The following is a 20,944-nucleotide window of genomic DNA, read 5'->3' on the forward strand; positions in this document are numbered from 1 at the left end:
CGAACACCCTCGAGGAGGAGTCGTGTCCACCATCACCCCCCAGCTCGTGAGCCTCGATGAGGACCTCGGGCCCGACAAGCGCACGGTGCTGCGCGCTCTCGCCGATCGCTTCGTCGCGCAGGGCCGTGCCACGGACGCCGAGGAGCTGTTCGCGGCCGCGTGGAAGCGCGAGGAGCAGGACGCCACCGGCCTTCCGGGCGGCATCGCGATCCCGCACGCCAAGAGCGCCGCGGTCACTCAGGCCTCCCTCGCGTTCGCGCGGCTGAACCCCGGCATCGACTTCGGCGCCGAGGACGAGCCGAGCGACATCGTCTTTATGATCGCCGCGCCCGACACGGCCGCCGAGCAGCACCTCGCGGTGCTGTCGAAGCTCGCGCGCAGCCTGATGGATGAGGACTTCCTCGCCGCTCTCCGCGCCGCGCAGAACGCCGACGAGGCGGTGGCGATCGTGCGCCGCGCGATCGAGGAGGACGCGCCCGCGGACGCCCCCGCCCCGGCCGCCACGCCCGCGCCCGCCCCGGCCGCGACCCCTGCCGACGGGGCGATCGTGGTCGACGGTCGTCCGGCGCGCATCGTGGCGGTCACCGCCTGCGCCACGGGCATCGCCCACACCTACATGGCCGCAGACGCGCTCACCGCCGCGGCGAAGAAGGCCGGGGTCGAGCTGCACGTGGAGCCGCAGGGTTCGAGCGGCTACGCCGCGATCGACCCCGCGGTGATCGCCGCGGCCGACGCCGTTGTGTTCGCGGTCGACGTCGACGTGCGCGAGCCGCAGCGCTTCGCGGGCAAGCCGGTCGTGCGGGTGCCCGTCAAGGCCGGCATCGAGCGTGCTCCCGAGCTGCTGGCGCGCGCCGCGCGGGCCGCGTCCGATCCCGCCGCCGAGCGCGTGTCCGGATCGGCGGAGGCATCGAGCAGCCCCGCGAAGGCCGAGTCGTTCGGCGCGCGCATCCAGCGGATCCTGCTCACCGGCGTCTCGTACATGATCCCCTTCGTCGCGGGCGGCGGTCTGCTGCTCGCCCTCGGCTTCCTGTTCGGCGGGTACCGGATCAACGAGGTCGCCAACCAGATCGCCGTCGAGAACGCGCTCTGGAACCTGCCCGAGGGCGGGCTCGCGCAGTACCTGGGCGCCGTCTTCTTCACCATCGGCGGCATCTCGATGGGCTTCCTGGTGCCGGCACTGGCGGGATACATCGCCTTCGCGATCGCGGATCGACCGGGCATCGCGCCCGGATTCGTCGCCGGATCCGTCGCGGTGCTGACGAGCGCCGGATTCATCGGCGGCATCGTGGGCGGTCTTCTCGCGGGACTGGCGGCCCTGTGGCTCGGATCCCTCCGCGTGCCGCGCTGGCTGCGCGGACTGATGCCGGTGGTGATCATCCCGCTGCTGGGGTCGATCTTCGCGAGCGGGCTGCTCGTGCTGTTCCTCGGCGCCCCGATCGCGGCGCTGATGGGCGCCCTCACCGACGGCCTCAACGGCCTCGCCGCTTCCGGCCTGCTGCCCCTCGTGGGCATCATCCTCGGCCTCATGATGTGCTTCGACCTCGGCGGTCCGATCAACAAGGTGGCCTACGCCTTCGCGGTCGCCGGCCTCGGCGCCGGCTCGGCCGAGAACCCCGTGCCGTTCTTCATCATGGCCGCCGTGATGGCCTCGGGCATGGTGCCGCCGCTCATGATGGCCTTCGCCTCGACGGTGCTCGATCGCGAGCGCTTCAGCGCCCCGGAGCGCGAGAACGGCAAGGCCGCCTGGCTGCTAGGGCTGTCGTTCATCTCGGAGGGCGCGATCCCGTTCGCGGCCGCCGACCCGCTGCGCGTCATCCCGGCGTCGATGCTCGGAGGCGCGGTCACGGGCTTCCTCAGCATGCTGTTCCAGGTCGGCTCGCGCGCGCCGCACGGCGGGGCGTTTGTGTTCTTCGCGATCGACCCGCTGTGGGGCTTCGCGGTGTCGCTGATCGCCGGTGTGCTGGTCGGAGGCTTCGCCGTGGTCGCGCTCAAGCGCTTCGCCCGACGCCGTCCCGTCGAGGCACCGGAGGCGGTGGCGGCGTGAGGGGGCAAGCCCCTCGCGGGTCGCGCGGCGCGCGTGCTTGGCTGGGCGCATGATCGTCACGCTCACGATGAACCCGGCGCTCGACCGCACCGTCGAGCTGGCGGACGTGCTCGAGCCCGGCGAGGTGCAGTCGGCGCTGTCCGTGCGAGAGGATCCGGGCGGCAAGGGCGTCAACGTCGCCCGCGTCCTACGTGCGGCGGGACACCCCGTGACGGCCGTGCTCCCGCTCGCACACGCCGATCCGTATCGCGTGGCGCTCGGTGACCTTCCCGTACGCACCGTGCCGATCACGGCGCACGCGCGGGTGAACCTGACGCTGACGGATCCGTACGGCGAGACGACGAAGATCAACCTCGCCGGATCCGCCCTCACCCGAGATCACCAGGCGCGCCTCATCGACGCGGTCGTGGTGACCGCCGACGGCGCTGACTGGCTGGTCATGTCGGGATCGCTGCCTCCGGGCGTCGCGGCCGACTTCTACGTCGACGTCGCGCTGGCGGTGCGCTCGCGCGCCAAGCGACCGCCGCGCATCGCCGTGGACACCTCGGGCCGGGCCCTCGCCGAGGCCGTCGCCTCGGGGGGCGTCGACCTCATCAAGCCCAACGAGGAGGAGCTCGCGGGCCTGCTGAGCGAGCTCGGGCTCGCCTCGGTGGCCGAGCTCGTGCCCGCGCAGGTGCGAGCCGTGCTGCTCACGCGCGGGGGCGACGGCGCCACGCTCATCGACGCCTCGGGTGAGCACGACGCCGACGCGCCGCGCATCGAGGTGCGCAGCACGGTGGGCGCGGGGGACAGCTCTCTTGCCGGGTACCTGCTCGCCGACGTGGCGGGGCTTCCGCCCGCCGAGCGCGTCGCAACGGCGATCCGCTACGGCTCGGCCACCGCCGCCCTCCCCGGCACCCGGCTCGCGGAGCTGCCCTTCGGGTGATCCGGGGCCTGGGCCGGGGGCTGGGCGTTGCGCCGGGGTTGGGCGTTGCGCCGGGGCCTGGGCGTTTCGACTCGCTGCGCTCGCTCAACGAGCGGGCGGGGTGAGGACCACCGCCCGGGGTTGAGCGAGCGCAGCGCGCGAGGTCAGGCCAGGAGCAGGCGGGCCGAGGCCGTGCGCTTGCGGGCGACCGCGAGGGTTGTGATGACGAAGGCGAGCACCGCCCACACGAGCATCGCGACGATCGCGCCGCCCGTGCCTCCCGCCTCGGTGACCACGCCGAGCAGGGCGCGGTAGGCGGGCGAGGTGGGCAGGGCGCCGGCGAGCGAGGCGAGCCAGCCAGGCAGCGTCGAGACGATGCCCGTGGCCAGGGCGATCGCGCCGATCAGCGCGGCGACCCACCGCCCGGCGCCGCCGAACAGGGCGACGAGCGCCTGGTGGATCGCGGCGAACGCCACGCCCACGAGTGCGCAGAGGGCGAACAGTCCGAGCGCCGTGCCGGCCTCGTAGCCGCTGACGATCTGCACGACGGCGGCGACCAGGATGCCCTGGATGGCGCCGACCACGGCCGCCGGGAGAAGCGTGCTGCCGGCGAGGAAGACCGACGAGCGTCGCGACGTGAGGGCGCGGGCGGTGACCGAGCGCATCACGATGAAGGTGGCGAGGCCGCCGAACCACAGCACGATCGCGGCGAGGAGCGGGATGGCCGCGGCGCCGAAGAGCGAGACGCCGGTCCCGTTGGCGGCGGCGACCGGATCCGAGACGACGCTCGCGATCGAGTTCGCCTCGTCCGCGTCGAAAGAGGGGAGCTGCTCGGTCGCCTGGCCCAGGCCCTCGCCGAGCTGCGTCGTGCCGGTCGCGAGATCTCCCGCGCCCGTCGCCAGCTGCGACGTGCCCTCGGCGAGACCGCTCGCGCCGGTCGCGAGCTCGGAGGTGCCGGTGGCGATGCCGCTGGCGCCGGTGGCGAGCTGCGAGGCACCCGAGGCGAGCTGGTCGGCTCCGCCGGCGAGCTGCGTGGTGCCCTGCGAGAGCTGGGCCGCGCCGCCGGCGAGTCCACTGACGCCGGTCGCGAGCTGGGAGGCTCCCGTGGCTGCATCGGCCGCGCCGGTGGCGAGCCGCTCGAGACCGCCGGTGAACGTGGACGCCTCGTTCGCCGCGCCGTCGAGCTTCGCCGCGAGCTCCGTGGGAGACTCGGCGGCGAAGGTCGAGATGCCGCCGGAGAGCTGTGCCGCGCCGTCGGAGTAGCCGGCGAGCTCGGCGCAGAACGCGGCATCGGCGCCCGAGGTGGCGCAGCGCTTGGCGAGGCTGGACAGGCCGGTCGAGACGCCCTGCGCCCCCTCGGTGATCTCAGCGGGCACGATGCCGTCCGCGACGATCTTGTCCGCCCCGGCACGCAGGCCCGATACGAGCGCCGTGGCGCCGTTCGCCACCTGGCGAAGGCCCGGTGCGAGGCCGGGGTTCTTCGCGGTGCCGTCGCCGTTGAGGCCGACCGACAGCGCGTTCGCGCCGGCGGCCAGCTGATTCGCGCCGTCCGCTAGGCCGCTCGCGCCCTGTGCGAGACCGTGCACCCCGTTGGCGAGCTCGGTCGCGCCGCCCGACAGCCCGGCGGCGCCCGACGAGACCTGCGTGGCGCCGTCGGCCAGCTGGCCGGCGCCCGAGGCGAGCTCACCGGCGCCCGAGCCGAGCTGGGTGACGCCGTCGGCGAGCTGCGTGGCGCCGTCGGCCAGCTGGACCGCGCCGTCCTCGGCCTCGCCGAGCTTGTCGCCCAGCGTGCCGAAGCCGATCAGAACGTTGGAGAGCGTGGCCTCCGAGAGCATGCGTCCCATCGACGAGGTGGCGACAGAGGCGATCTGCGAGGTGATCATCTCGTCGGCCAGACGCGCATCCGGCGCCGTGACGACGCGGATGGTGGCCTGCTCGGGCTCGGTGTCCTCGCCGGAGAGGCGCTGGCCCGACGAGGTCGCGGCGGCCGAGAACTCCTTCGGGATCGTGACGACGGCCTGGTACGTGCCGTCGGCGAGTCCCTCTGCGGCGTCCTCCTTGTTCGAGAGCACCCAGTCGAGGTTGCTGTCGAGGTCGTCGGAGCCGTCGACGAGACCGGCCGCGAGCTGGCGTCCGAGCGGCGTGTACTGATCCTGGATCGTGACGGGCTCGTCGAGGTTGACGATCGCGGCCGACATGTTGTCGAGACGCTCGGTGGGGTTGTACAGCGCGGCCACGAGCGCGCCGCCGATGAGGGCGGGCAGCACCAGCACGCCGACGAGAGTCAGCCAGGTGACGGGGCGGGCGCTGCGTGCGCGCTCGATGCCGGTGGCGGTGAGACGGCGGAGGAGATTCATGCGTGCACCTCGGTGGTGGCGGAAGCGGGGGCGAGGTCGATGCGCTGGGCGGCTTCCCATCCGGCGTCCGCGAGCAGCTGCGCGGACGGAAGCGGATCGGATCCGGTCAGCACGACCGTCAGGGGTTCGGGAGCGAGCCCGGCACGGGCATCGCGCAGCAGGGCGGCCAGCTGGTCGCGCTCGGCGGAGTCGAGCTCGGCGACGCCGTCGACGACGACGAGGCGGGTGCCGCCGCGAAGGGCGTCGCGCAGGGCGCGTGCCGGCGGCTCGGAGCCGTCGAGCAGGGCGACGCCCACATGCGCGCGCACCCACGGCGCGCGGCCGGGCAGGAGGTGTCCGGCGACGCGCAGCAGCCCCTGCTGGGGGCTCACGCGTGCGGCGATCGCGAGGCCGACGGCGCGGGCGGCGCGCGGGTCGGCGGCCGTGATCACCATCGCCTCGCCGGGCTCGGCGCGCAGGGTCACGCCCGAGGCGAGAACCACGTCGCCGGCGGCGACGGCCAGGTCGTCGGCCGCGATGATCGCCGTCGACCCGGGCTCGGGCCAGTCGGCGAGAGTGCGCTCGCGCTCGACGGCCTCGCCCTCGATGTCGAGCGACGGCAGGATGCGGTCGAGCCACTTGGGCATCCACCACGCCTTCTCGCCGAGCAGCGTCATGATCGCCGGCACCAGGGTCATGCGCACCAGGAACGCGTCGATCGCGATGCCGGTGGCCAGCGCCAGCGCGATGGGCTTGAGGTTCGAGTCGCCCTCGGGGACGAACGCGGCGAACACGGCGAACATGATGACGGCGGCCGCGGTGACCACGCGCGCCGAGGCCGAGAAGCCCGAGCGCACCGATTCGATCGCGATCTCCCGCGTCGCGCCCTTCTTGCGGGCGGCGTGCACGAAGTCCTCGCGCATGCGGGAGACCAGGAACACCTCGTAGTCCATGGCGAGGCCGAACAGCACACCCATCACCACGATCGGCATAAAGGCGATGATCGGGCCGGTGCGCGCCACGTGCAGCAGGTCGGCGCCCCACCCCCACGAGAACACCGCCGAGACGATGCCGAAGGCGGCGAGAATCGACAGCAGGTAGCTGAGGGCGGCCTTCAGCGGCACCCAGATCGAGCGGAACACGACCATCAGCAGGATGAACGACAGGCCGACGACGAAGATGCCGAACGGGATGAGCGCGGCGCCCAGGCGGTCGGAGATGTCGATGCCGACGGCGGTGGCGCCGGTCACCTTGAGGTCGATGCCGAACTCGTCGAGCCACTCGTCGTGGTGCGAGCGCAGCTCGCGCACGAGGTCGTTGGTGGCGGGGTCGCTGGGGCCGGTGGTCGGCACGATCTGCACGAATCCGGTGTCGGCGGTCTCGTTGGGGGTCGAGATCGCCACCTTCTCCACACCCGGGAGCTTCTCGACCTCGGTCTTGAGGTCGTCCATCAGACCGAGCGGATCCTCGGACGTCACGATCGTGCCGGTCAGCACGAGCGGGCCGTTGAAACCCGCGCCGAAGTGCTCGGAGGTCAGGTCGTAGCCGATGCGCGCCTCGTTGTCCTTGGGCAGCACCCCCGCGTTCGGCAGCGACAGGCCGAGGCTGCCGACCGGAATCGCCAGCACGCCGAGCGTGAGCACCACGGCGATCGTGGTGACGACGGGGTGGCGGGTGATCATCCCCACCCAGCGGGTGGCGAAGCCCTTCTTGGGCTCGGCCGGCGCCTTCTTGCGGGTGCGCGGGCGGCGCTTCCAGCCGAGCACGCGGCCCTTCACGAAGCCGAGCATCGCGGGGGTGAGCGTGATGGCGATGAGCACGGCCACCGCGACGGCGATGGCTGCGGCGATTCCCATGGTCGTGAGGAAGGGCACGTTCGCGAAGCCGAGGCCGATGAGCGCGATCAGCACGGTCACGCCCGCGAAGACGACGGCCGATCCGGCCGTTCCGGTGGCGCGCCCGGCCGACTCCTCGAGCTCGACCCCGTCGCGCACCTGATCCTGATGTCGGGCCGCGATGAAGAGGGAGTAGTCGATGCCCACCGCGAGACCGAGCATCAGGGCGAGCATCGGCGTGGTGGCCGAGACCGTGGCCCACTGGGTGGAGGCGACGAGGCCGAGCAGCGCGATGCCGACGCCGATGAGAGCGATGCCGAGGGGAAGGCCGGCGAGCACGAAGGAGCGGAAGACGATGATCAGCACGATCAGCGCCACAATGACGCCCACGGCCTCGGTGATCGAGATGGTCGGGAGCTCGGTGGCGAACAGCTCACCGCCGAGGGCGGTCTCGGATCCGTCGGGCAGCTCGGCACGCAGATCGTCGACGACCGCGTGCATCGCTTCCTTGTCCTCGTCGGTGACGTCGGTCATGGTGCCGTCGAACTGGAGGCGGACGATCGCGGCGGTGTCGCCCTCGGCGACCATGCCGGTGACCATCTCGTCGAACGGCGACGTGACGCTCGAGACCCCCTGCACATCCTCCATCTGCGCGATCGCGTCGTCGATGGCGTCGACGTAGGCCTGGTCGGTGACCTTGTCGCCATCGGCCGCCACCACGATGAACTGGGCGCTTGTGCCTGAGACCTGGGGGAAGGTGCGCTGCAGCTGCTGCAGGCCCTCCTGCGACTCGGTGCCGGGGATCGAGAAGGCGTTGTCGAAGCCCTTGTTCAGGCCCGCTGCGGCGCCGCCGACGGCGGTGAGGATCAGCAGCCAGCCCAACAGCACTCGCCACGGGTGACGGTACGACCAGCGACCGAGCGAGTAGAGCAGCGTGGACACAGGCGCCTCCGAGAGGAACAGACAATGGGGATTCGATACAGCGGTGTATCCGATACAAGTGTGTATCGTAAGTGAGGGAGAGGCAACTTCTTATCCTGGAAGTTCCCTATGGAGGACGATGTGACCGACGCCAAGCCCGCGACCCGCAGTCGCGAGAACACACGCGCCCGCCTCCTCGAGGCTGCCGCCCAGGTCTTCGCCGAGGTCGGCCTCGGCGAGACGTCTGTTGAGGACATCTGCGAACGCGCGGGCTTCACCCGCGGCGCCTTCTACTCGAACTTCGTCTCGAAGGACCAGCTCTTCGTCGAGCTCGCCGGATCCTTCATCAGCCAGCAGGTCGAGGCCGTGCGCGAGCGCATCCAGGGGCTCATCGAGGGAGGGCCCTCGGCCCACGACACGGTCGGCCTCGTCGAGGCGCTCGATGTGCCCGGCGACGTGCGCCTCGGAGTGCTGCTGATGAGCGAGATCCGCAATCGCGCCATGCGCGACGCGGACACCGCGGCGGCCTATCTCGCGCAGGATCAGGGCATGGTCCGGGAGGTCGGTGTGCTGCTCGACGACGTCGTGCGCGCCAAGGGCCTCTCGCTCACCCTGCCCACCGAGGAGGCCGCCCGCGTGGTGCTCACCGCCTGGGAGGGCGTCTCCGCCCGCGGCATCATCGCCGGGCTCCCCGAGCAGCAGCTGCTCGAACTGCGCGCGCAGGAGATCGGGCGCATCGCCGACCTGATCATCGAGCACGGCCCCGAGGGCTGCTGACCCTCACACCGCGTGAGGGTCAGAGCGCCGAGGCCTCCCAGGCCCGGCGCACACGAGCGATCCACCATTCGGTGCGCTCGGCGCTCGCCGCGTGCTGCGCGAGCAGATCCGGATCCGGCGTGAGCCGTCCGACGGGGACGGCGCCGTCGCGCGCCCGCAGCGGCTCGCGCACGACGTCGGCGGCGTACAGCGAGGCGGTGCCGAGCCCGCAGTCGAAGTCGAGTCGGGGGAGGGCCGCCGCGAGCGCCGCGCCCTGCGCGAGACCGATCGAGGTGTCGAGGGCGCTCGAGACGACCGCCGGCAGGCCCGCCTCTGCGACGATGCCGAGCGCGCGGCGCACACCCCCGAGCGGCTGCGCCTTCACGACGATCAGGTCGGCCGCGCCGCTGCGTGCCACCTCGATCGGATCCTGCGCCTTGCGCACGCTCTCGTCGGCGGCGATGGGCAGATCCCAGCGCTTCAGGCGCGCGCGCAGCTCGGCGAGCTCCGCCACGGTGGCGCAGGGCTGCTCCAGATACTCGAGGTCGAACTCGGCGAGGGCGTGTGCCGCGTGCTCGGCCTCATCGACGTTCCAGCCGCCGTTCGCATCCACGCGGATCCGTCCCACCGCGCCCATCGCCGCGCGCACGGCGGCCACGCGGGCCACATCCTCGGCGAGGGTCTGGCCGGGCTCGGCGACCTTGACCTTCACCGTGCGGCATCCGTCATAGCGCGCGAGCACCTCGGGCACGCGCTCGGCAGCGACGGCGGGCATCGTGGCGTTGACGGGGATGCTGTCGCGCAGAGCGGCAGGCTGCGGGCGCCAGGCGAAGTCGACCGCGGCGGCGAGCCATGTGCTCGCCTCGGCGTCGTCGTACTCGACGAAGGGCGAGAACTCGGCCCAGCCCTCGGGCCCCTCGAGCAGCACGGCCTCGCGATGCTCGACCCCGCGGAACCGGGTGTTCAGCGGAAGCGACACCACCCGGGCGGTGGCGAGGACGTCGGACAGCGTGGGGCTCGTCATGGCCCCATCCTGCCGCGTGGCGCAGGAGATCGGCGCCGGGGGCGGGAGCCCAGACGAAACGATATGGCGTACGCCGAGCTCATCCGGGTCGGCGCTGCCGGTCGCTGTCAGGAGGTATGAGCTCCCGCCGGAAGCCCAGAAGGCAATGCCCGCTGAGCAGGCGACTGCACACGCGTTCGCGGAGGAAATCACCGCGTTCGCGGAGGAAATCACACGCGACGAGGATTGATCGCCACTGCATCTCTCCTTTGGGGTCCTTCTTGAGTTTCCCACCTCTTATAAATGAGGAGGGCGATCAGGTTGCCGTGAAGACGCGGTAGCTGAAGTCTGCGTTGAGGAGAAAGCAACGATGAAGAAGAAGTCGCTCGGTACGATCCTTGCGGTTGGTGTCGGTCTCACATTCGCAGTGGCGTCACCCGTGGCAGCGAACGCGGCACTGGAGTATCCCGCGGGTGGCACCTGGTACTACGGGGTCACAGGCAACAGCGTGTACTCGCACTACTATCACAACACCAAGACGCACAAGGCCACCGCCTGCGGCGCTCAGGACCTGAGCGGATGGTGCCAGACGACGGGATGGAAGAGCCGCGGGGTCGCCGCTCTGGCCAACCAGCCGGCCAAGATCTCTGGGAACACCGCCTACTACAACGTGTCCTGATTCATCTGGCACCTACTGCGGCCGCCGGCGCACTCATCGCGACGGCCGCAGTACGTGCCCATGGGACATGGACGGGATGGACCGCAAGACCATGGACGCTCGTATCTCTTTCAGTTCAAAGACCGTGCTCGTTTGGTGCGTCGCACTTGTTGTGAGCACGCTCGCAGGCTGCTCATCCGCACCAGCCGATGATCCTGAGCGCCAGGATGCCGCGCCCGCACCGGTGAGCACCGAGGGATTCACCGGGCCCTATGCTGCGGAGTTCGCATACAACACCTCGATCGCGCCGAATGACGCGGTACGCGAAATGCTCAGCGACAGCAACATCACCGAGGCTGAGGCTCACGAAGTTCTGAGTGATTTCAAGCGGTGCGTATCCGATTTCGGCTACGAAATCACTAACTATGCGTTTGATGGATCGTATGGTGTGGATTTCCCCCCGAACGCCAGCACAGATGTCGTCAACCGACGTGTGAATAACTGCTCTACGTCGACGGGTGAGGCTCAGGTTCTCTCCCTCTACTCGTGGACGAATCGAAATCCAGAACGCCTGGATGAATCAGCTATCGTCATCGATTGCCTGATCGACAGCGGTGTCGTGCCGAAGGGGTACTCCCCGGCTGACTTCGAGGAGAACATGCGTGACGGAAAGTTCCCGCTCATCGGCGACACCGAAGAGGCTCGCGAGAAACTGAGTGAATGCCAGATCGACCCGCTCGGGCATTCGCGTTGAGGAAGCGGCCCTCTGTCGTCTGGGCAGTACTTCTGGGCGCTCCCATCGTCGGGGCAACCTTCGCACTGGGGTTGGCCCTCGCGCCTCACGCGGTGCCCGACCTGGCAGTCGCATCTGACTCCCCGGCCGACGACTACCCGATCGATTCCTCGCAACTGACGGATGCCCGCACGGTCGCATTGTCCGTACAAATCGGGGTGCCTGCGGTGCTGCAGTCGCCTACCGAAGGCGTTGCGACGCGCGTGGCGTGTCTGCCTGGCGAGAAGATGGTGAGCGGTTCCTCCAGCTTCTCGGTCGATGGGCGCCCTCTCCTCAATCTTCAGTCAGAGGTCCCCATCTGGCGAGATCTGCACTTAGGTGACTCCGGTCCCGACGTCGAAGCTCTCCAGGACACCCTGCACTCCTTGGGGCTCGCTGCCGGCTCCGGGGGCGTTGTGAGTTGGCAGACCCTCGAGGGGGTCAACTCCCTCTACAAGGCGATCGGAGCATCCGCAACCGACGCGATCTACCGGGCCGATATCCTTTGGCTCCCGGTCGATCAGTTCCTGCCTGTCAGTTGCGATGTCGCGCTCGGCCAGCAGATCAACCTGCAAGCGAGTCTCGCCACCGCACGCGGAGAGGTCGATTCCGCGATGCTGACAGATCCACCATCTGCCATGATCGATGGCGCCCGCGTTGTAGACATCCAAGGCGAAAAGCACCCGATCAGCGCGGAAGGCAGCCTAGACGAGGCAGGCCGCGTTGCGCTGCAGTCGTCAGACGCCTTCGCCATCGCGCGGTCGCAGGCACAGCCAAGCGGCGTGCTGAAGGAATCAACCACCCTGCAAGTGGACGTCCTCTTCGAGCTCGCCGAGCCCGTCGACGCCTGGGGCGTCCCGGTGAGCGCTCTCACTGACCTTGCAGACACGTCCGCGTGTGTGTGGGCAGGGGCGACCGGCTACCCCGTCGAGCTCGTAACTTCTCAACTGGGGAAGGCGTACGTGGCGTTCCCCGAAGACACCGACGCGCCTGACGCGGTCTCCCTGTCTCCCGCCGAGAGCTCTCAGGGGTGTCGTTGAGTTCTTCATGCTTCACCCCCGTTCATCCTGCGGCCATACGAGTGCGCGGGGTTTCGCACCAGTTCCCCGGGGGTCGACCTCTCTTCGATCCTGTGACCGCGGACCTGGCATCAGGGAAGCGTTACGCGATCACCGGCTCGTCCGGATCCGGCAAGTCCACCCTGCTGAGCATCCTCGCCGGCCAGTTGATCCCTTCGACGGGCGCAATCGAAAACGACACCGAACTCACGATCGGATGGGTGTTCCAGAACCCGACCGGGTCGCCGCGGCGGACCGCAATCGATCACGTCGTCCTGCCGATGCTTGCGCGAGGCATGAGGCGCACCGAGGCGCAGTTGAAGGCGATGCGGCTGCTCTATCGGTTCGGCTTGATGCCGCAGGCGCGTTCGGAGTTTCGGGTTCTGTCCGGAGGCCAGGGGCAACGGCTCATGCTCGCACGGGCGGTTGCGCACGCGCCGGGCCTTCTGCTCGTAGACGAACCGACTGCTCAGCTCGACCAGCACTCCGCCACCACCGTCAATGAAGCACTGCGCCAGACCAGCCTTGACGGCGGCATCGTGGTGATCGCCACTCACGATCAACGGACAGCCGACCAATGTGATGAGCAGATCGCCTTGACGGCGCAGGGGCGCCATGCATCCCCATGACCTGTTCGGCGAGGCGGTACGTGAGGTGCGGTCGCGCAACGGGCGCCCATTCATCGGATTCTTCGGGCTGCTTCTCGTACTTGGCACACTCGTGGCCGCCGACCTTTCCGATGTGCGAGGGGTCTTCGAGTCCTATAACAAGTTCGTCGCGTCCGGCGCGACAACCATGACCGCAACGTCCATCGGAGCGGTTTCGGGTAGCGAGTGCGACCGCTTGTCACAGGCAGGCGTGGTGGCCGGTGCGGGAGCGATCCGCACCGGAAAGCCCCTCAGGTTGCGCGCTCTTCCCGACGTCCAGGTTCCCTTTTTTGAAGTCACACCGGGATTTGCGGAGCTTCTCGCCGGTCGCAACACTGCGCAGTCAGCGGGCCTCATCCTGTCGAAGGAGCTCGCGGAGGACCTGAGTGCACGCATCGGCACGACCTTGGTCACGCAGACAGGCGCCGCGGAGGTCGCGGCAATCTTCAGCTACCCCGATGACGGCCGAGCAGCGGGTCTGGGATGGGCGGCGCTGAGTATCACCCCACCTACTCGCCCGTACGACCAATGCTGGGTGGACATCCCCTCGAGCGATGACCATCTCACCTCCCTGCCGATGGCATCCCTGGCCGGTGCGGACTCCGACGCGACGCTGGCGCAGCTCAACTCCAGCCTCGGATCAACGTTCGATTTCGTGCAGCGGATCGAGGATCGGCCCACCCGGCTTGCCCCACTCGCAGCCTTTCTCGGATCCCTGATCGTGGTCGCTGCTATGAACGGCCTACGTCGAATCGAGATCGCGTCCGCGTTGCACGTCGGCGTGACCCGTCGCACGCTTGCGAGTCGCTCGGTGATCGAGTGCATGGCCGTGGCTGTCCCCGCCTGTCTGACAGCTCTGGCGGCCGGTTGGTGCTTCGTCGCGCTCCAGCCCGATGTGGGTGACACGGTCCTCCAGTTCCTGCCTGCGTGGAGGATTGCAGGAGCCGGCTTAGTGGGCGCCCTGGTCGGCAGTCTCATCGGCGTCCTCCACATCCGAGAGCGCGACCTGTACCGCCACTACAAGAGCCGTTCTTGAGGCGCTCAGGCGCAGGCCGTCAGTCGGCCGCGAGCGCGGCGAGCGCCTCGCCGTCGACGCGCTGCACGGTCCACTCGTCCTGCCCCTTCGCGCCCAGCTGACGGTAGAAGCGGATGGAGGGCTCGTTCCAGTCGAGCACGGTCCACTCGAAGCGGGTGTGGCCCTTCTCGACGCACTCGCGAGCGAGCGCCTTCATGAGGGCGAGGCCGTAGCCGCGGCCGCGGTGGGTCTCCTTGACGATGAGGTCCTCGAGGTACAGGCCGTTGCGTCCCGTCCACGTCGAGTAGTTGAGGAACCAGATCGCGATGCCCGCGACCTCGCCGTCCGACTCGACGACGCGGGCGAAGACGTTGGGGTTCTCGCCGAAGAGCGACGCGTGCAGCAGCTCGGGCGTCGAGGTGACCGCATCCGGCTCGCGCTCGTAGATCGCGAGCTCGACGATGCGATCGAAGATGCCCGGCACATCGGCAGGGATGGCACGGCGCAGGATGGCGCCGTCGGCGAGGGTCTGCATCTCGCCAGCGTATCGAGGGGGCCGGGCCGAGATCGCGCGCCGTGACCCCTCGTCCGACTTCGCGGCCCGCGAGCCCTGCCCCCTCGGGGCGCCCCTAGGCTTTCGGCCATGACTCAGAGTGGATTCGACACCGACCGTCCCGTGCGCCTCGGCGTTCAGCTCGCCCCGCAGCATCACGACTCGTACCAGGTCATCCGCGATGCGGTGAGCCGTCTCGAGGACATGGGCGTGGACATCCTCTTCAACTGGGACCACTTCTTCCCGCTGTCGGGAGATCCGGACGGCACGCACTTCGAGGGCTGGAGCATGCTGGCCGCCTGGGCCGAGCAGACCGAGCGCGTGGAGTTCGCGGCGCTGGTGAACTGCAACAGCTACCGCAACGCCGATCTGCAGGCCGACATGGCGCGCACGATCGACCACATCTCGAAGAAGGGCGGGGAGACCGGACGCTTCATCTTCGGCACCGGATCGGGATGGTTCGAGCGCGACTACACCGAGTACGGCTACGAGTTCGGCACGGCAGGCCAGCGCCTGGATGCGCTGGCCGAGGCCCTGCCGCGCATCGAGTCGCGCTGGGCGCAGCTGAACCCCGAGCCCACGCGGGACATCCCGATCCTGATCGGCGGTGCGGGGGAGCAGAAGACGCTGCGGCTCGTCGCCCGTCACGCCGACATCTGGCACAGCTTCGTGTCGCCCGACGAGCTGCCGCACAAGCTCGAGGTGCTGAGCCGCTGGGCCGACAAGGAGCAGCGCGACACGTCGACCCTCGTGCTGTCCAACGAGCTCGGACGTCGCGACGAGGCCGAGGCGCGCAAGCTCCACGACGCGGGCGTGCGCCTCTTCACGCACGGCGTCTCGGGGCCCGACATCGACTTCGACTCGGTGCAGCGCTGGCTCGACTGGCGCGACGGCATCAACGGCTAGCCCAGGCGGTCCGGCATAGGCTGAAGCGGTGACCGACCGCTTCGTCTCCGACCTGTTCGACGCCGCCGAGTGGGATCCGGCCCCCGGCTCCGAGGGCTACCAGGACATCACCGCGCACGTGTCGAAGGACGGCCGCATCGCGCGCATCGCGTTCGACCGCCCGGAAGTGCGCAACGCCTTCCGTCCGGCCACCGTCGACGAGCTGTACCGCGCTCTCGACGAGGCACGCCAGAACCCCCGGATCGGCGTTGTGCTGCTGACGGGCAACGGCCCGAGCCCGAAGGACGGCGGCTGGGCGTTCTGCTCGGGCGGCGATCAGCGCATCCGCGGCCGCGACGGCTACAAGTACTCGGACGAAGAGGTCTCGGTCACCGACTCGGCCCGCGCCGGGCGCCTGCACATCCTCGAGGTGCAGCGGCTCATCCGCTTTATGCCCAAGGTGGTCATCGCGGTGGTGCCGGGGTGGGCGGCCGGCGGCGGTCACTCCCTGCACGTCGTGTGCGATCTCACGATCGCCTCCGCCGAGCACGGCAGGTTCAAGCAGACCGACGCGGATGTCGGATCCTTCGACGCCGGGTACGGGTCGGCCTACTTCGCACGGCAGATCGGGCAGAAGCTCGCACGCGAGGTGTTCTTCCTCGCCGAGGAGCACTCCGCGCAGCGGATGTACGAGATGGGTGCGGTCAACCGGGTCGTGCCGCACGCCGACCTCGAGCGCGAGGCGGTGGCGATGGCGCGCACCATCCTCACCAAGTCGCCCACGGCGATCCGGATGCTGAAGTTCGCCTTCAACGCGGTCGACGACGGCCTGCCGGGTCTCCAGGTGTTCGCGGGGGAGACCACGCGTCTCGCCTACGGCACCGACGAGGCGGTCGAGGGGCGCGACTCGTTCCTGGAGAAGCGGGAACCCGACTGGTCGCCGTATCCCTGGCACTTCTGACGGGTCGCCGCCGTCCCGCATCCGGCGCGTCCAGAGCCGACATATTAGGGTGGCCGTGACGCAGAATCGCGTCGAGATCCCGAGGAGCGTGACATGGCTGAGGCCGTGACCAGTCGCAAGGTGCAGATCACTGTGCCCGTCGCCGACGTGTCGGTGATCGAGTGGCTGAACCTCCAGTACTCCGCGTCCGAGTCGGTGCGCCGCCTCATCCGCGAGGCGATCGAGCGCGAGGGGTTCGTCGACGTCGCCAACCGTCCGGTGCGCCCGCCCGCCCGCGTCCACGCGCAGATGGCGTACGTCGACCCGGACGAGGACGACTTCGTCGCGGAGATCGTCTCGCGGCCGATCGCTCCGACGCCCACGAAGACACCGGCCCCGGCTGCGGCTCCCGCTCCGGACCCGGCCGCGGCCCCCGCCTCGACGGAAGCCGATGACGACGACTTCATCGCCGAGATCAACGCCGGCCGTGCCGCGAGCGCGGCCACTCCGCCCCCGGCATCTCGTCCCCAGGCGGACGCCAAGGCGGCATCTGCAACCATCGACGATCTCCTCGGTCTGTGAACACGGGCAGCACGACCGCAATGACCGGATACGACCACGCCCACGGAAGGACCCTCCAGCTATGAGCTCCGACACCCTCCACCTCACCGGCGGCATCGACGTCGGCAACGGCTACGTGAAGGGCATGATCCTCAACACCGACAGCGGGGTGCGCGACCGGATCGATCTGCCCAGCGCCATCGTCGCCACGCCGCGCCAGTCGCCGAAGGTGCCGATCGAGGACGCCGAGGCGGACCAGATCATGGCCGACGCCGAGCAGGACTTCTACAACCGCCTCGACGCGTCGTTCTCGTCGCCGCTGATCACCGACAGCGACCGCCGCATCTTCGGTCGCGCGGCGCTCAGCGTGCGCGGCTCGGCGTTCAGCGAGTTCGAGGTGCACGACGGCCACGCCAGCAAGGCCGACCAGCAGCTCAGCAAGATCCTCGTGCTCGGCGTCTTCGCCGCCAAGGCGCTGCGCGACTACGTGCGCGCCAACGGCTCGCTGCCCGACCACGAGCTGCGCGTCGAGGTGCGCGCGGGCCTGGCCCTGCCGATCAGCGAGTTCGTGGCTCGCCGCTACGGCTACGCCGGCGAGTTCATCGGGTCCAAGGGATCGTCGGTGCACCTGGTGACGATCAAGAACTTCAACACCCCGGTCAGCGTGCGCCTCGAGTTCGTCGACGTGCAGGTCGTGGCGGAGGGCGCCTCGGCGCAGTTCGCCATCACCGAGAAGGGCGAGCCGCTCGCCGAGGCCCTGCTCGCCGACCTGCGCTCGCGCGAGGCCGACGTGCTGCCGGGTGTGACCGGCGCCGACCTCGTCGCCGCGCAGAACACGGTGGGCGTCGACGTGGGCGAGGGCACGGTGAACTTCCCCGTCTTCACCTCGGGTCGCTTCAACGCCGAGGCCGCGTCGACGCTCGACATGGGCTACGGCACGATCCTCGAGAACGCGCTCGACCGTCAGGACGAGGCCGACCTGCGCTTCACGAGCCGCAAGCAGCTCGCCGACTTCCTGCAGGCCACCCCCACGGTGCTGCAGCGCTCGCGCCACCAGCGCGCGCAGGCGCTCGTCGACCCCGACGTGAAGCACCTGGTCGAGCAGATCCGCCGCGCGTTCAGCGAGACGCTGAGCCAGTCGGGCGAGTCGACCGAGGTCGTCTACGTCTACGGCGGCGGCTCGGGCCCGATCAAGGAGGAGCTGTACCCGGCTCTCATCGAGGCCGCCGGCGACGTTCCCGTGCTCTACCTCGACGCCCGCTACTCGCGTCACCTCAACCGCGAGGGCCTCTTCCTCGCGGCCCGCGCCGCGGAGGAGGCCGCCAAGGCCGCCGCCGGGGCTCCGGCCGAGGCACGTCCCACCTCGCGCAAGCAGAAGGCGTCCTCCTGACGTCGCCCCGCCGATGAGGCTCGAGCCGATCGGCACCGAAGAGCCGCGCGCAGTCCTCCGGGCCCTGCGCGCGGCTCTCGGCGTCGGGCCCGCCGTCGCCCTCGGCGGTGGCGACTCGCTGCCGGCGGAGGTGCCGGCGGGCACGGCGGTGGTCGTGACGACCTCCGGATCGAGCGGGGTGCCGAAATCCGTCGTCCTCTCGCGGGCGGCGCTCACCTCCAGCGCGCTCGCCACCTCGGCGCGGATCGGCGAGGGCCAGTGGCTGCTCGCGCTGCCCGCCACATACGTCGCGGGCGTGCAGGTGCTGGTGCGCTCGCTGGTGCAGGGCACCGAGCCCGCGATCCTGGCCGGCCGCTTCTCGGCGGCCGCGTTCGCGCACGTCGTGAGCGGCATGCACTCATCGCACGGCGGCGAGCGGGTGCCCACATTCACCTCGCTGGTGCCCGCGCAGCTGCAGACGCTCGTGGACGCGGCGGACACCGATCCGGCCATCGCGCGCGCCCTGGCCTCGTTCGAGGCGATCCTGATCGGCGGACAGGCGCTGCCCGAGACCCTGCGCGAGCGCGCCGCCGCCCACGGCGCCCGCATCGTGCGCACCTACGGATCGAGCGAGACCGCGGGCGGATGCGTCTACGACGGCATTCCCCTCGACGGCGTGCGCCTGACCGAGATCGACGGCGAGATCCGCATCGCAGGCCCCACCCTCGCCGACGGGTACCTCGGCGATCCCGCGCTCACCGATCGCGTCTTCGTGCGCGACGACGACGGCACCCGCTGGTACCGCACGGGAGACGCCGGATCCGTCGAGGGCGGCATCCTGCGCATCACCGGTCGGATCGACAACGTGATCGTCAGCGGGGGAGTGAACGTCTCGCTCGACCGCGTCGAGCGGGTCGTGCGGGAGCTGCCCGGGCTCGCCGCCGCGGTCGTCGTGGGTGCCGCGGACGAGCGCTGGGGCGAGACGCCGGTGCTCGTCGCGCCGCGTGCGGACGTGGCCGACCCGGACACCGCGCTCGCCGCGGCGCGCGCCGCGGTCGAGGCGGCGGTGGGCAAGCCCGCACGTCCCTCGCGCCTGGTGCTGCTCGATGCCCTCCCGCGGCTGAGCTCGGGCAAGCCCGACCGCGTCGCGCTGCGCACGCTCGTCTGAGTCGCCCGCCGCCCGTTCGTCGAGCGAGGGAGGAACGACCGAGTCGAGACGCCCAAGCGCCGGTCGTGGTCGGGGTCCTGCGAGGGTTGCGGCGTCTCGACTCGCTGCGCTCGCTCGACGAACGAGGGGCGTCCCGTGCGTTCGGGCCTGTCGGGGTTCCTTCGCCTCCGTTCGTCGAGCGAGGGAGGAACGACCGAGTCGAGACGCCGAAGCGTCGGTCGTGGTCGTGGTCGGGGTCGTGCGGAGGCCTGGGCGTCTCGACTCGCTCCGCTCGCTCGACGAACGAGGGGGCGTCGCGCGTGGTCGGGGTCGTGCGGGGGCCTCGGCGTCTCGACTCGCTGCGCTCGCTCGACGAACGAGGGGGCGTCGCGCGTGGTCGGGGTCGTGCGGGGGCTGGGGCGTCTCGACTCGCTGCGCTCGCTCGACGAACGAGGGGGCGTCGCGCGTGGCGGGGCTGCCGCGCGACGGGCGGCGCACCCGGCGTACCCTGGCCGCATGCGACGACGAGCGGCGGTGACGGTGGCGGCCGTGCTGGTGCTGACCGGATGCGCGGGCGAACCGAGCCCGCCGCCCGAGACCCCCTCGGAGGTCGTCGCGAGCGGACTCGCCGCGCCCTGGTCGATCGCGATCCACAACGACACCGTCCTGATCAGCGAGCGCGACAGCGGCCGCATCCTGCGCCTCGATCCGGATGGCACAACGAGCGAGCTCGGCGTGGTCGCGGGAGTCGAGCACGGCGGCGAGGGCGGACTGCTGGGTCTGGCCTTCGACGAGGAGGGGCGGCTCTACGCGTACTCGACGGGCGCCGGCGGCAACCGCGTCGAGCGCTTCGATGACCCTCGCTCGCTCGATGATCCCGTGACCCTGGTCGACGGGATCCCGGCGGCCGGAAACCACAACGGCGGGCGCCTCGCCTTCGGCCCCGACGGCTTCCTCTACGTCTCCACCGGCGACGCGGGCGACGGATCCCACTCCCAGGATCCCGACTCCCTCGGCGGCAAGATCCTGCGTATGACCGAGGACGGGGATCCGGCCCCCGGCAACCCGGATCCGGACTCCCTCGTGTGGTCGATGGGCCACCGCAATGTGCAGGGCCTCGCCTGGGACAGCTCCGGCACGATGTACGCCACCGAGTTCGGCCAGAACACATGGGACGAGCTCAACGTCATCGAGGCCGGAGCGAACTACGGCTGGCCGGATGTCGAGGGCACGGGCGGCGAGGACCGCGGCTTCACGGATCCGATCCGCCAGTGGACGACCGCCGAGGCCAGTCCCAGCGGACTTGCGATCGCGGACGACGTGATCCTGATCGCGAATCTCCGCGGCGAGCGGCTGCGCGCCCTCACGGTGGCGGCCCCCGAGCACAGCGCGGATCTGCACACGGGCGACCGCGTGCGCGACGTCGCCGTCACCCCCGACGGCGAGGTCTGGATCCTGACGAACAACACCGACGGCCGCGGTGACCCGGGCCCGGACGACGACCGGATCCTCCGCATCGACCTGCCCGCCGAGTGAGCGG

Annotated in this window: 18 protein-coding genes; 14 read left to right on the plus strand and 4 right to left on the minus strand. The window is 70.4% G+C overall.

Features of this window, described 5'->3' with window-relative positions; genetic code table 11:
- The first annotated feature begins 22 nt into the window (after positions 1–22).
- Together J5V96_RS06035 and J5V96_RS06040 are read left to right on the plus strand one after the other, a co-directional pair.
- The gene (locus tag J5V96_RS06035) at positions 23–2,044 is read left to right on the plus strand and encodes a PTS fructose transporter subunit IIABC (protein WP_307793538.1); all 2,022 of its coding nucleotides are present in this window, start codon (positions 23–25) and stop codon (positions 2,042–2,044) included.
- Between the two features lie 49 nt (positions 2,045–2,093).
- Positions 2,094–2,969: a 1-phosphofructokinase family hexose kinase gene (locus J5V96_RS06040; protein WP_208501720.1), complete on the plus strand. Its 876-nt coding sequence runs from the start codon at positions 2,094–2,096 to the stop codon at positions 2,967–2,969.
- Between the two features lie 143 nt (positions 2,970–3,112).
- On the opposite strand, the gene J5V96_RS06045 is transcribed toward J5V96_RS06040, so the two are convergent.
- Together J5V96_RS06045 and J5V96_RS06050 are read right to left on the minus strand one after the other, a co-directional pair.
- Positions 3,113–5,305, minus strand: a complete 2,193-nt coding sequence (locus tag J5V96_RS06045) for a YhgE/Pip domain-containing protein (RefSeq protein ID WP_208501722.1) — start codon at positions 5,303–5,305, stop codon at positions 3,113–3,115.
- Positions 5,302–8,061, minus strand: a complete 2,760-nt coding sequence (locus tag J5V96_RS06050; RefSeq protein WP_208501724.1) for an MMPL family transporter — start codon at positions 8,059–8,061, stop codon at positions 5,302–5,304. Before J5V96_RS06050 ends, J5V96_RS06045 begins: the two co-directional genes overlap by 4 nt.
- Positions 8,062–8,169: 108 nt before the next feature.
- Here J5V96_RS06050 and J5V96_RS06055 point away from each other — a divergent pair, with 108 nt between their 5' ends.
- Positions 8,170–8,817, plus strand: a complete 648-nt coding sequence (locus J5V96_RS06055; RefSeq protein ID WP_208501726.1) for a TetR/AcrR family transcriptional regulator — start codon at positions 8,170–8,172, stop codon at positions 8,815–8,817.
- A gap of 19 nt (positions 8,818–8,836) precedes the next feature.
- On the opposite strand, the gene J5V96_RS06060 is transcribed toward J5V96_RS06055, so the two are convergent.
- A complete protein-coding gene (locus tag J5V96_RS06060; RefSeq protein WP_208501729.1) occupies positions 8,837–9,820 on the minus strand; it encodes an o-succinylbenzoate synthase in 984 nt (327 codons plus the stop codon).
- A gap of 349 nt (positions 9,821–10,169) precedes the next feature.
- On the opposite strand from J5V96_RS06060, the gene J5V96_RS06065 reads away from it, so the two are divergent.
- The 5 genes from J5V96_RS06065 to J5V96_RS06085 all read left to right on the plus strand — a co-directional run bounded on the left by J5V96_RS06065 (position 10,170) and on the right by J5V96_RS06085 (position 13,970).
- The gene (locus tag J5V96_RS06065) at positions 10,170–10,478 is read left to right on the plus strand and encodes a lactococcin 972 family bacteriocin (protein WP_208501731.1); all 309 of its coding nucleotides are present in this window, start codon (positions 10,170–10,172) and stop codon (positions 10,476–10,478) included.
- Positions 10,479–10,554: 76 nt separating this feature from the next.
- Positions 10,555–11,211, plus strand: a complete 657-nt coding sequence (locus J5V96_RS06070; RefSeq protein ID WP_208501732.1) for a hypothetical protein — start codon at positions 10,555–10,557, stop codon at positions 11,209–11,211.
- A 92-nt stretch (positions 11,212–11,303) separates the two neighbouring features.
- A complete protein-coding gene (locus J5V96_RS06075) occupies positions 11,304–12,269 on the plus strand; it encodes a peptidoglycan-binding domain-containing protein (RefSeq protein ID WP_208501734.1) in 966 nt (321 codons plus the stop codon).
- A gap of 92 nt (positions 12,270–12,361) precedes the next feature.
- Complete coding sequence (locus tag J5V96_RS06080; RefSeq protein ID WP_208501737.1) at positions 12,362–12,916, plus strand: ATP-binding cassette domain-containing protein; 555 nt, start codon at positions 12,362–12,364, stop codon at positions 12,914–12,916.
- Entirely contained in the window at positions 12,903–13,970 is a 1,068-nt protein-coding gene (locus J5V96_RS06085) for a hypothetical protein (RefSeq protein WP_208501739.1), read from the plus strand. Before J5V96_RS06080 ends, J5V96_RS06085 begins: the two co-directional genes overlap by 14 nt.
- Positions 13,971–13,989: 19 nt before the next feature.
- Here J5V96_RS06085 and J5V96_RS06090 read toward each other — a convergent pair whose 3' ends face one another.
- Complete coding sequence (locus tag J5V96_RS06090; RefSeq protein WP_208501741.1) at positions 13,990–14,484, minus strand: GNAT family N-acetyltransferase; 495 nt, start codon at positions 14,482–14,484, stop codon at positions 13,990–13,992.
- Between the two features lie 108 nt (positions 14,485–14,592).
- Here J5V96_RS06090 and J5V96_RS06095 point away from each other — a divergent pair, with 108 nt between their 5' ends.
- The 6 genes from J5V96_RS06095 (at position 14,593) to J5V96_RS06120 (ending at position 20,940) form a co-directional block, all read left to right on the plus strand.
- Positions 14,593–15,408, plus strand: a complete 816-nt coding sequence (locus J5V96_RS06095) for an LLM class F420-dependent oxidoreductase (protein WP_208501743.1) — start codon at positions 14,593–14,595, stop codon at positions 15,406–15,408.
- A gap of 28 nt (positions 15,409–15,436) precedes the next feature.
- Positions 15,437–16,348, plus strand: a complete 912-nt coding sequence (locus J5V96_RS06100; RefSeq protein WP_208501745.1) for a 1,4-dihydroxy-2-naphthoyl-CoA synthase — start codon at positions 15,437–15,439, stop codon at positions 16,346–16,348.
- A 93-nt stretch (positions 16,349–16,441) separates the two neighbouring features.
- On the plus strand, positions 16,442–16,909 hold the full coding sequence (locus J5V96_RS06105) for a hypothetical protein (RefSeq protein WP_208501746.1): 468 nt from the start codon (positions 16,442–16,444) through the stop codon (positions 16,907–16,909).
- A 61-nt stretch (positions 16,910–16,970) separates the two neighbouring features.
- Complete coding sequence (locus tag J5V96_RS06110; protein WP_208501748.1) at positions 16,971–18,278, plus strand: acetate and sugar kinases/Hsc70/actin family protein; 1,308 nt, start codon at positions 16,971–16,973, stop codon at positions 18,276–18,278.
- Between the two features lie 13 nt (positions 18,279–18,291).
- Positions 18,292–19,425, plus strand: coding sequence for an AMP-binding protein (locus J5V96_RS06115; RefSeq protein ID WP_208501750.1), 1,134 nt, complete (start codon positions 18,292–18,294; stop codon positions 19,423–19,425).
- 495 nt (positions 19,426–19,920) lie between these two features.
- Entirely contained in the window at positions 19,921–20,940 is a 1,020-nt protein-coding gene (locus J5V96_RS06120) for a PQQ-dependent sugar dehydrogenase (protein ID WP_208501751.1), read from the plus strand.
- The last annotated feature ends 4 nt before the right edge of the window (positions 20,941–20,944 follow it).

The sequence above is a fragment of the Microbacterium stercoris genome, assembly GCF_017592545.1.
Lineage (GTDB): Bacteria > Actinomycetota > Actinomycetes > Actinomycetales > Microbacteriaceae > Microbacterium > Microbacterium stercoris.

Coding starts and splice junctions, on each gene's coding strand:
- J5V96_RS06055 (WP_208501726.1), top strand. CDS start 8,170: ATGGAGGACGATGTGACCGACGCCAAGCCCGCGACCCGCAGTCGCGAG.
- J5V96_RS06120 (WP_208501751.1), top strand. CDS start 19,921: ATGCGACGACGAGCGGCGGTGACGGTGGCGGCCGTGCTGGTGCTGACC.
- J5V96_RS06045 (WP_208501722.1), bottom strand. CDS start 5,305: ATGAATCTCCTCCGCCGTCTCACCGCCACCGGCATCGAGCGCGCACGC.
- J5V96_RS06085 (WP_208501739.1), top strand. CDS start 12,903: ATGCATCCCCATGACCTGTTCGGCGAGGCGGTACGTGAGGTGCGGTCG.
- J5V96_RS06105 (WP_208501746.1), top strand. CDS start 16,442: ATGGCTGAGGCCGTGACCAGTCGCAAGGTGCAGATCACTGTGCCCGTC.
- J5V96_RS06040 (WP_208501720.1), top strand. CDS start 2,094: ATGATCGTCACGCTCACGATGAACCCGGCGCTCGACCGCACCGTCGAG.
- J5V96_RS06110 (WP_208501748.1), top strand. CDS start 16,971: ATGAGCTCCGACACCCTCCACCTCACCGGCGGCATCGACGTCGGCAAC.
- J5V96_RS06090 (WP_208501741.1), bottom strand. CDS start 14,484: ATGCAGACCCTCGCCGACGGCGCCATCCTGCGCCGTGCCATCCCTGCC.
- J5V96_RS06060 (WP_208501729.1), bottom strand. CDS start 9,820: ATGACGAGCCCCACGCTGTCCGACGTCCTCGCCACCGCCCGGGTGGTG.
- J5V96_RS06095 (WP_208501743.1), top strand. CDS start 14,593: ATGACTCAGAGTGGATTCGACACCGACCGTCCCGTGCGCCTCGGCGTT.
- J5V96_RS06115 (WP_208501750.1), top strand. CDS start 18,292: ATGAGGCTCGAGCCGATCGGCACCGAAGAGCCGCGCGCAGTCCTCCGG.
- J5V96_RS06070 (WP_208501732.1), top strand. CDS start 10,555: ATGGACCGCAAGACCATGGACGCTCGTATCTCTTTCAGTTCAAAGACC.
- J5V96_RS06065 (WP_208501731.1), top strand. CDS start 10,170: ATGAAGAAGAAGTCGCTCGGTACGATCCTTGCGGTTGGTGTCGGTCTC.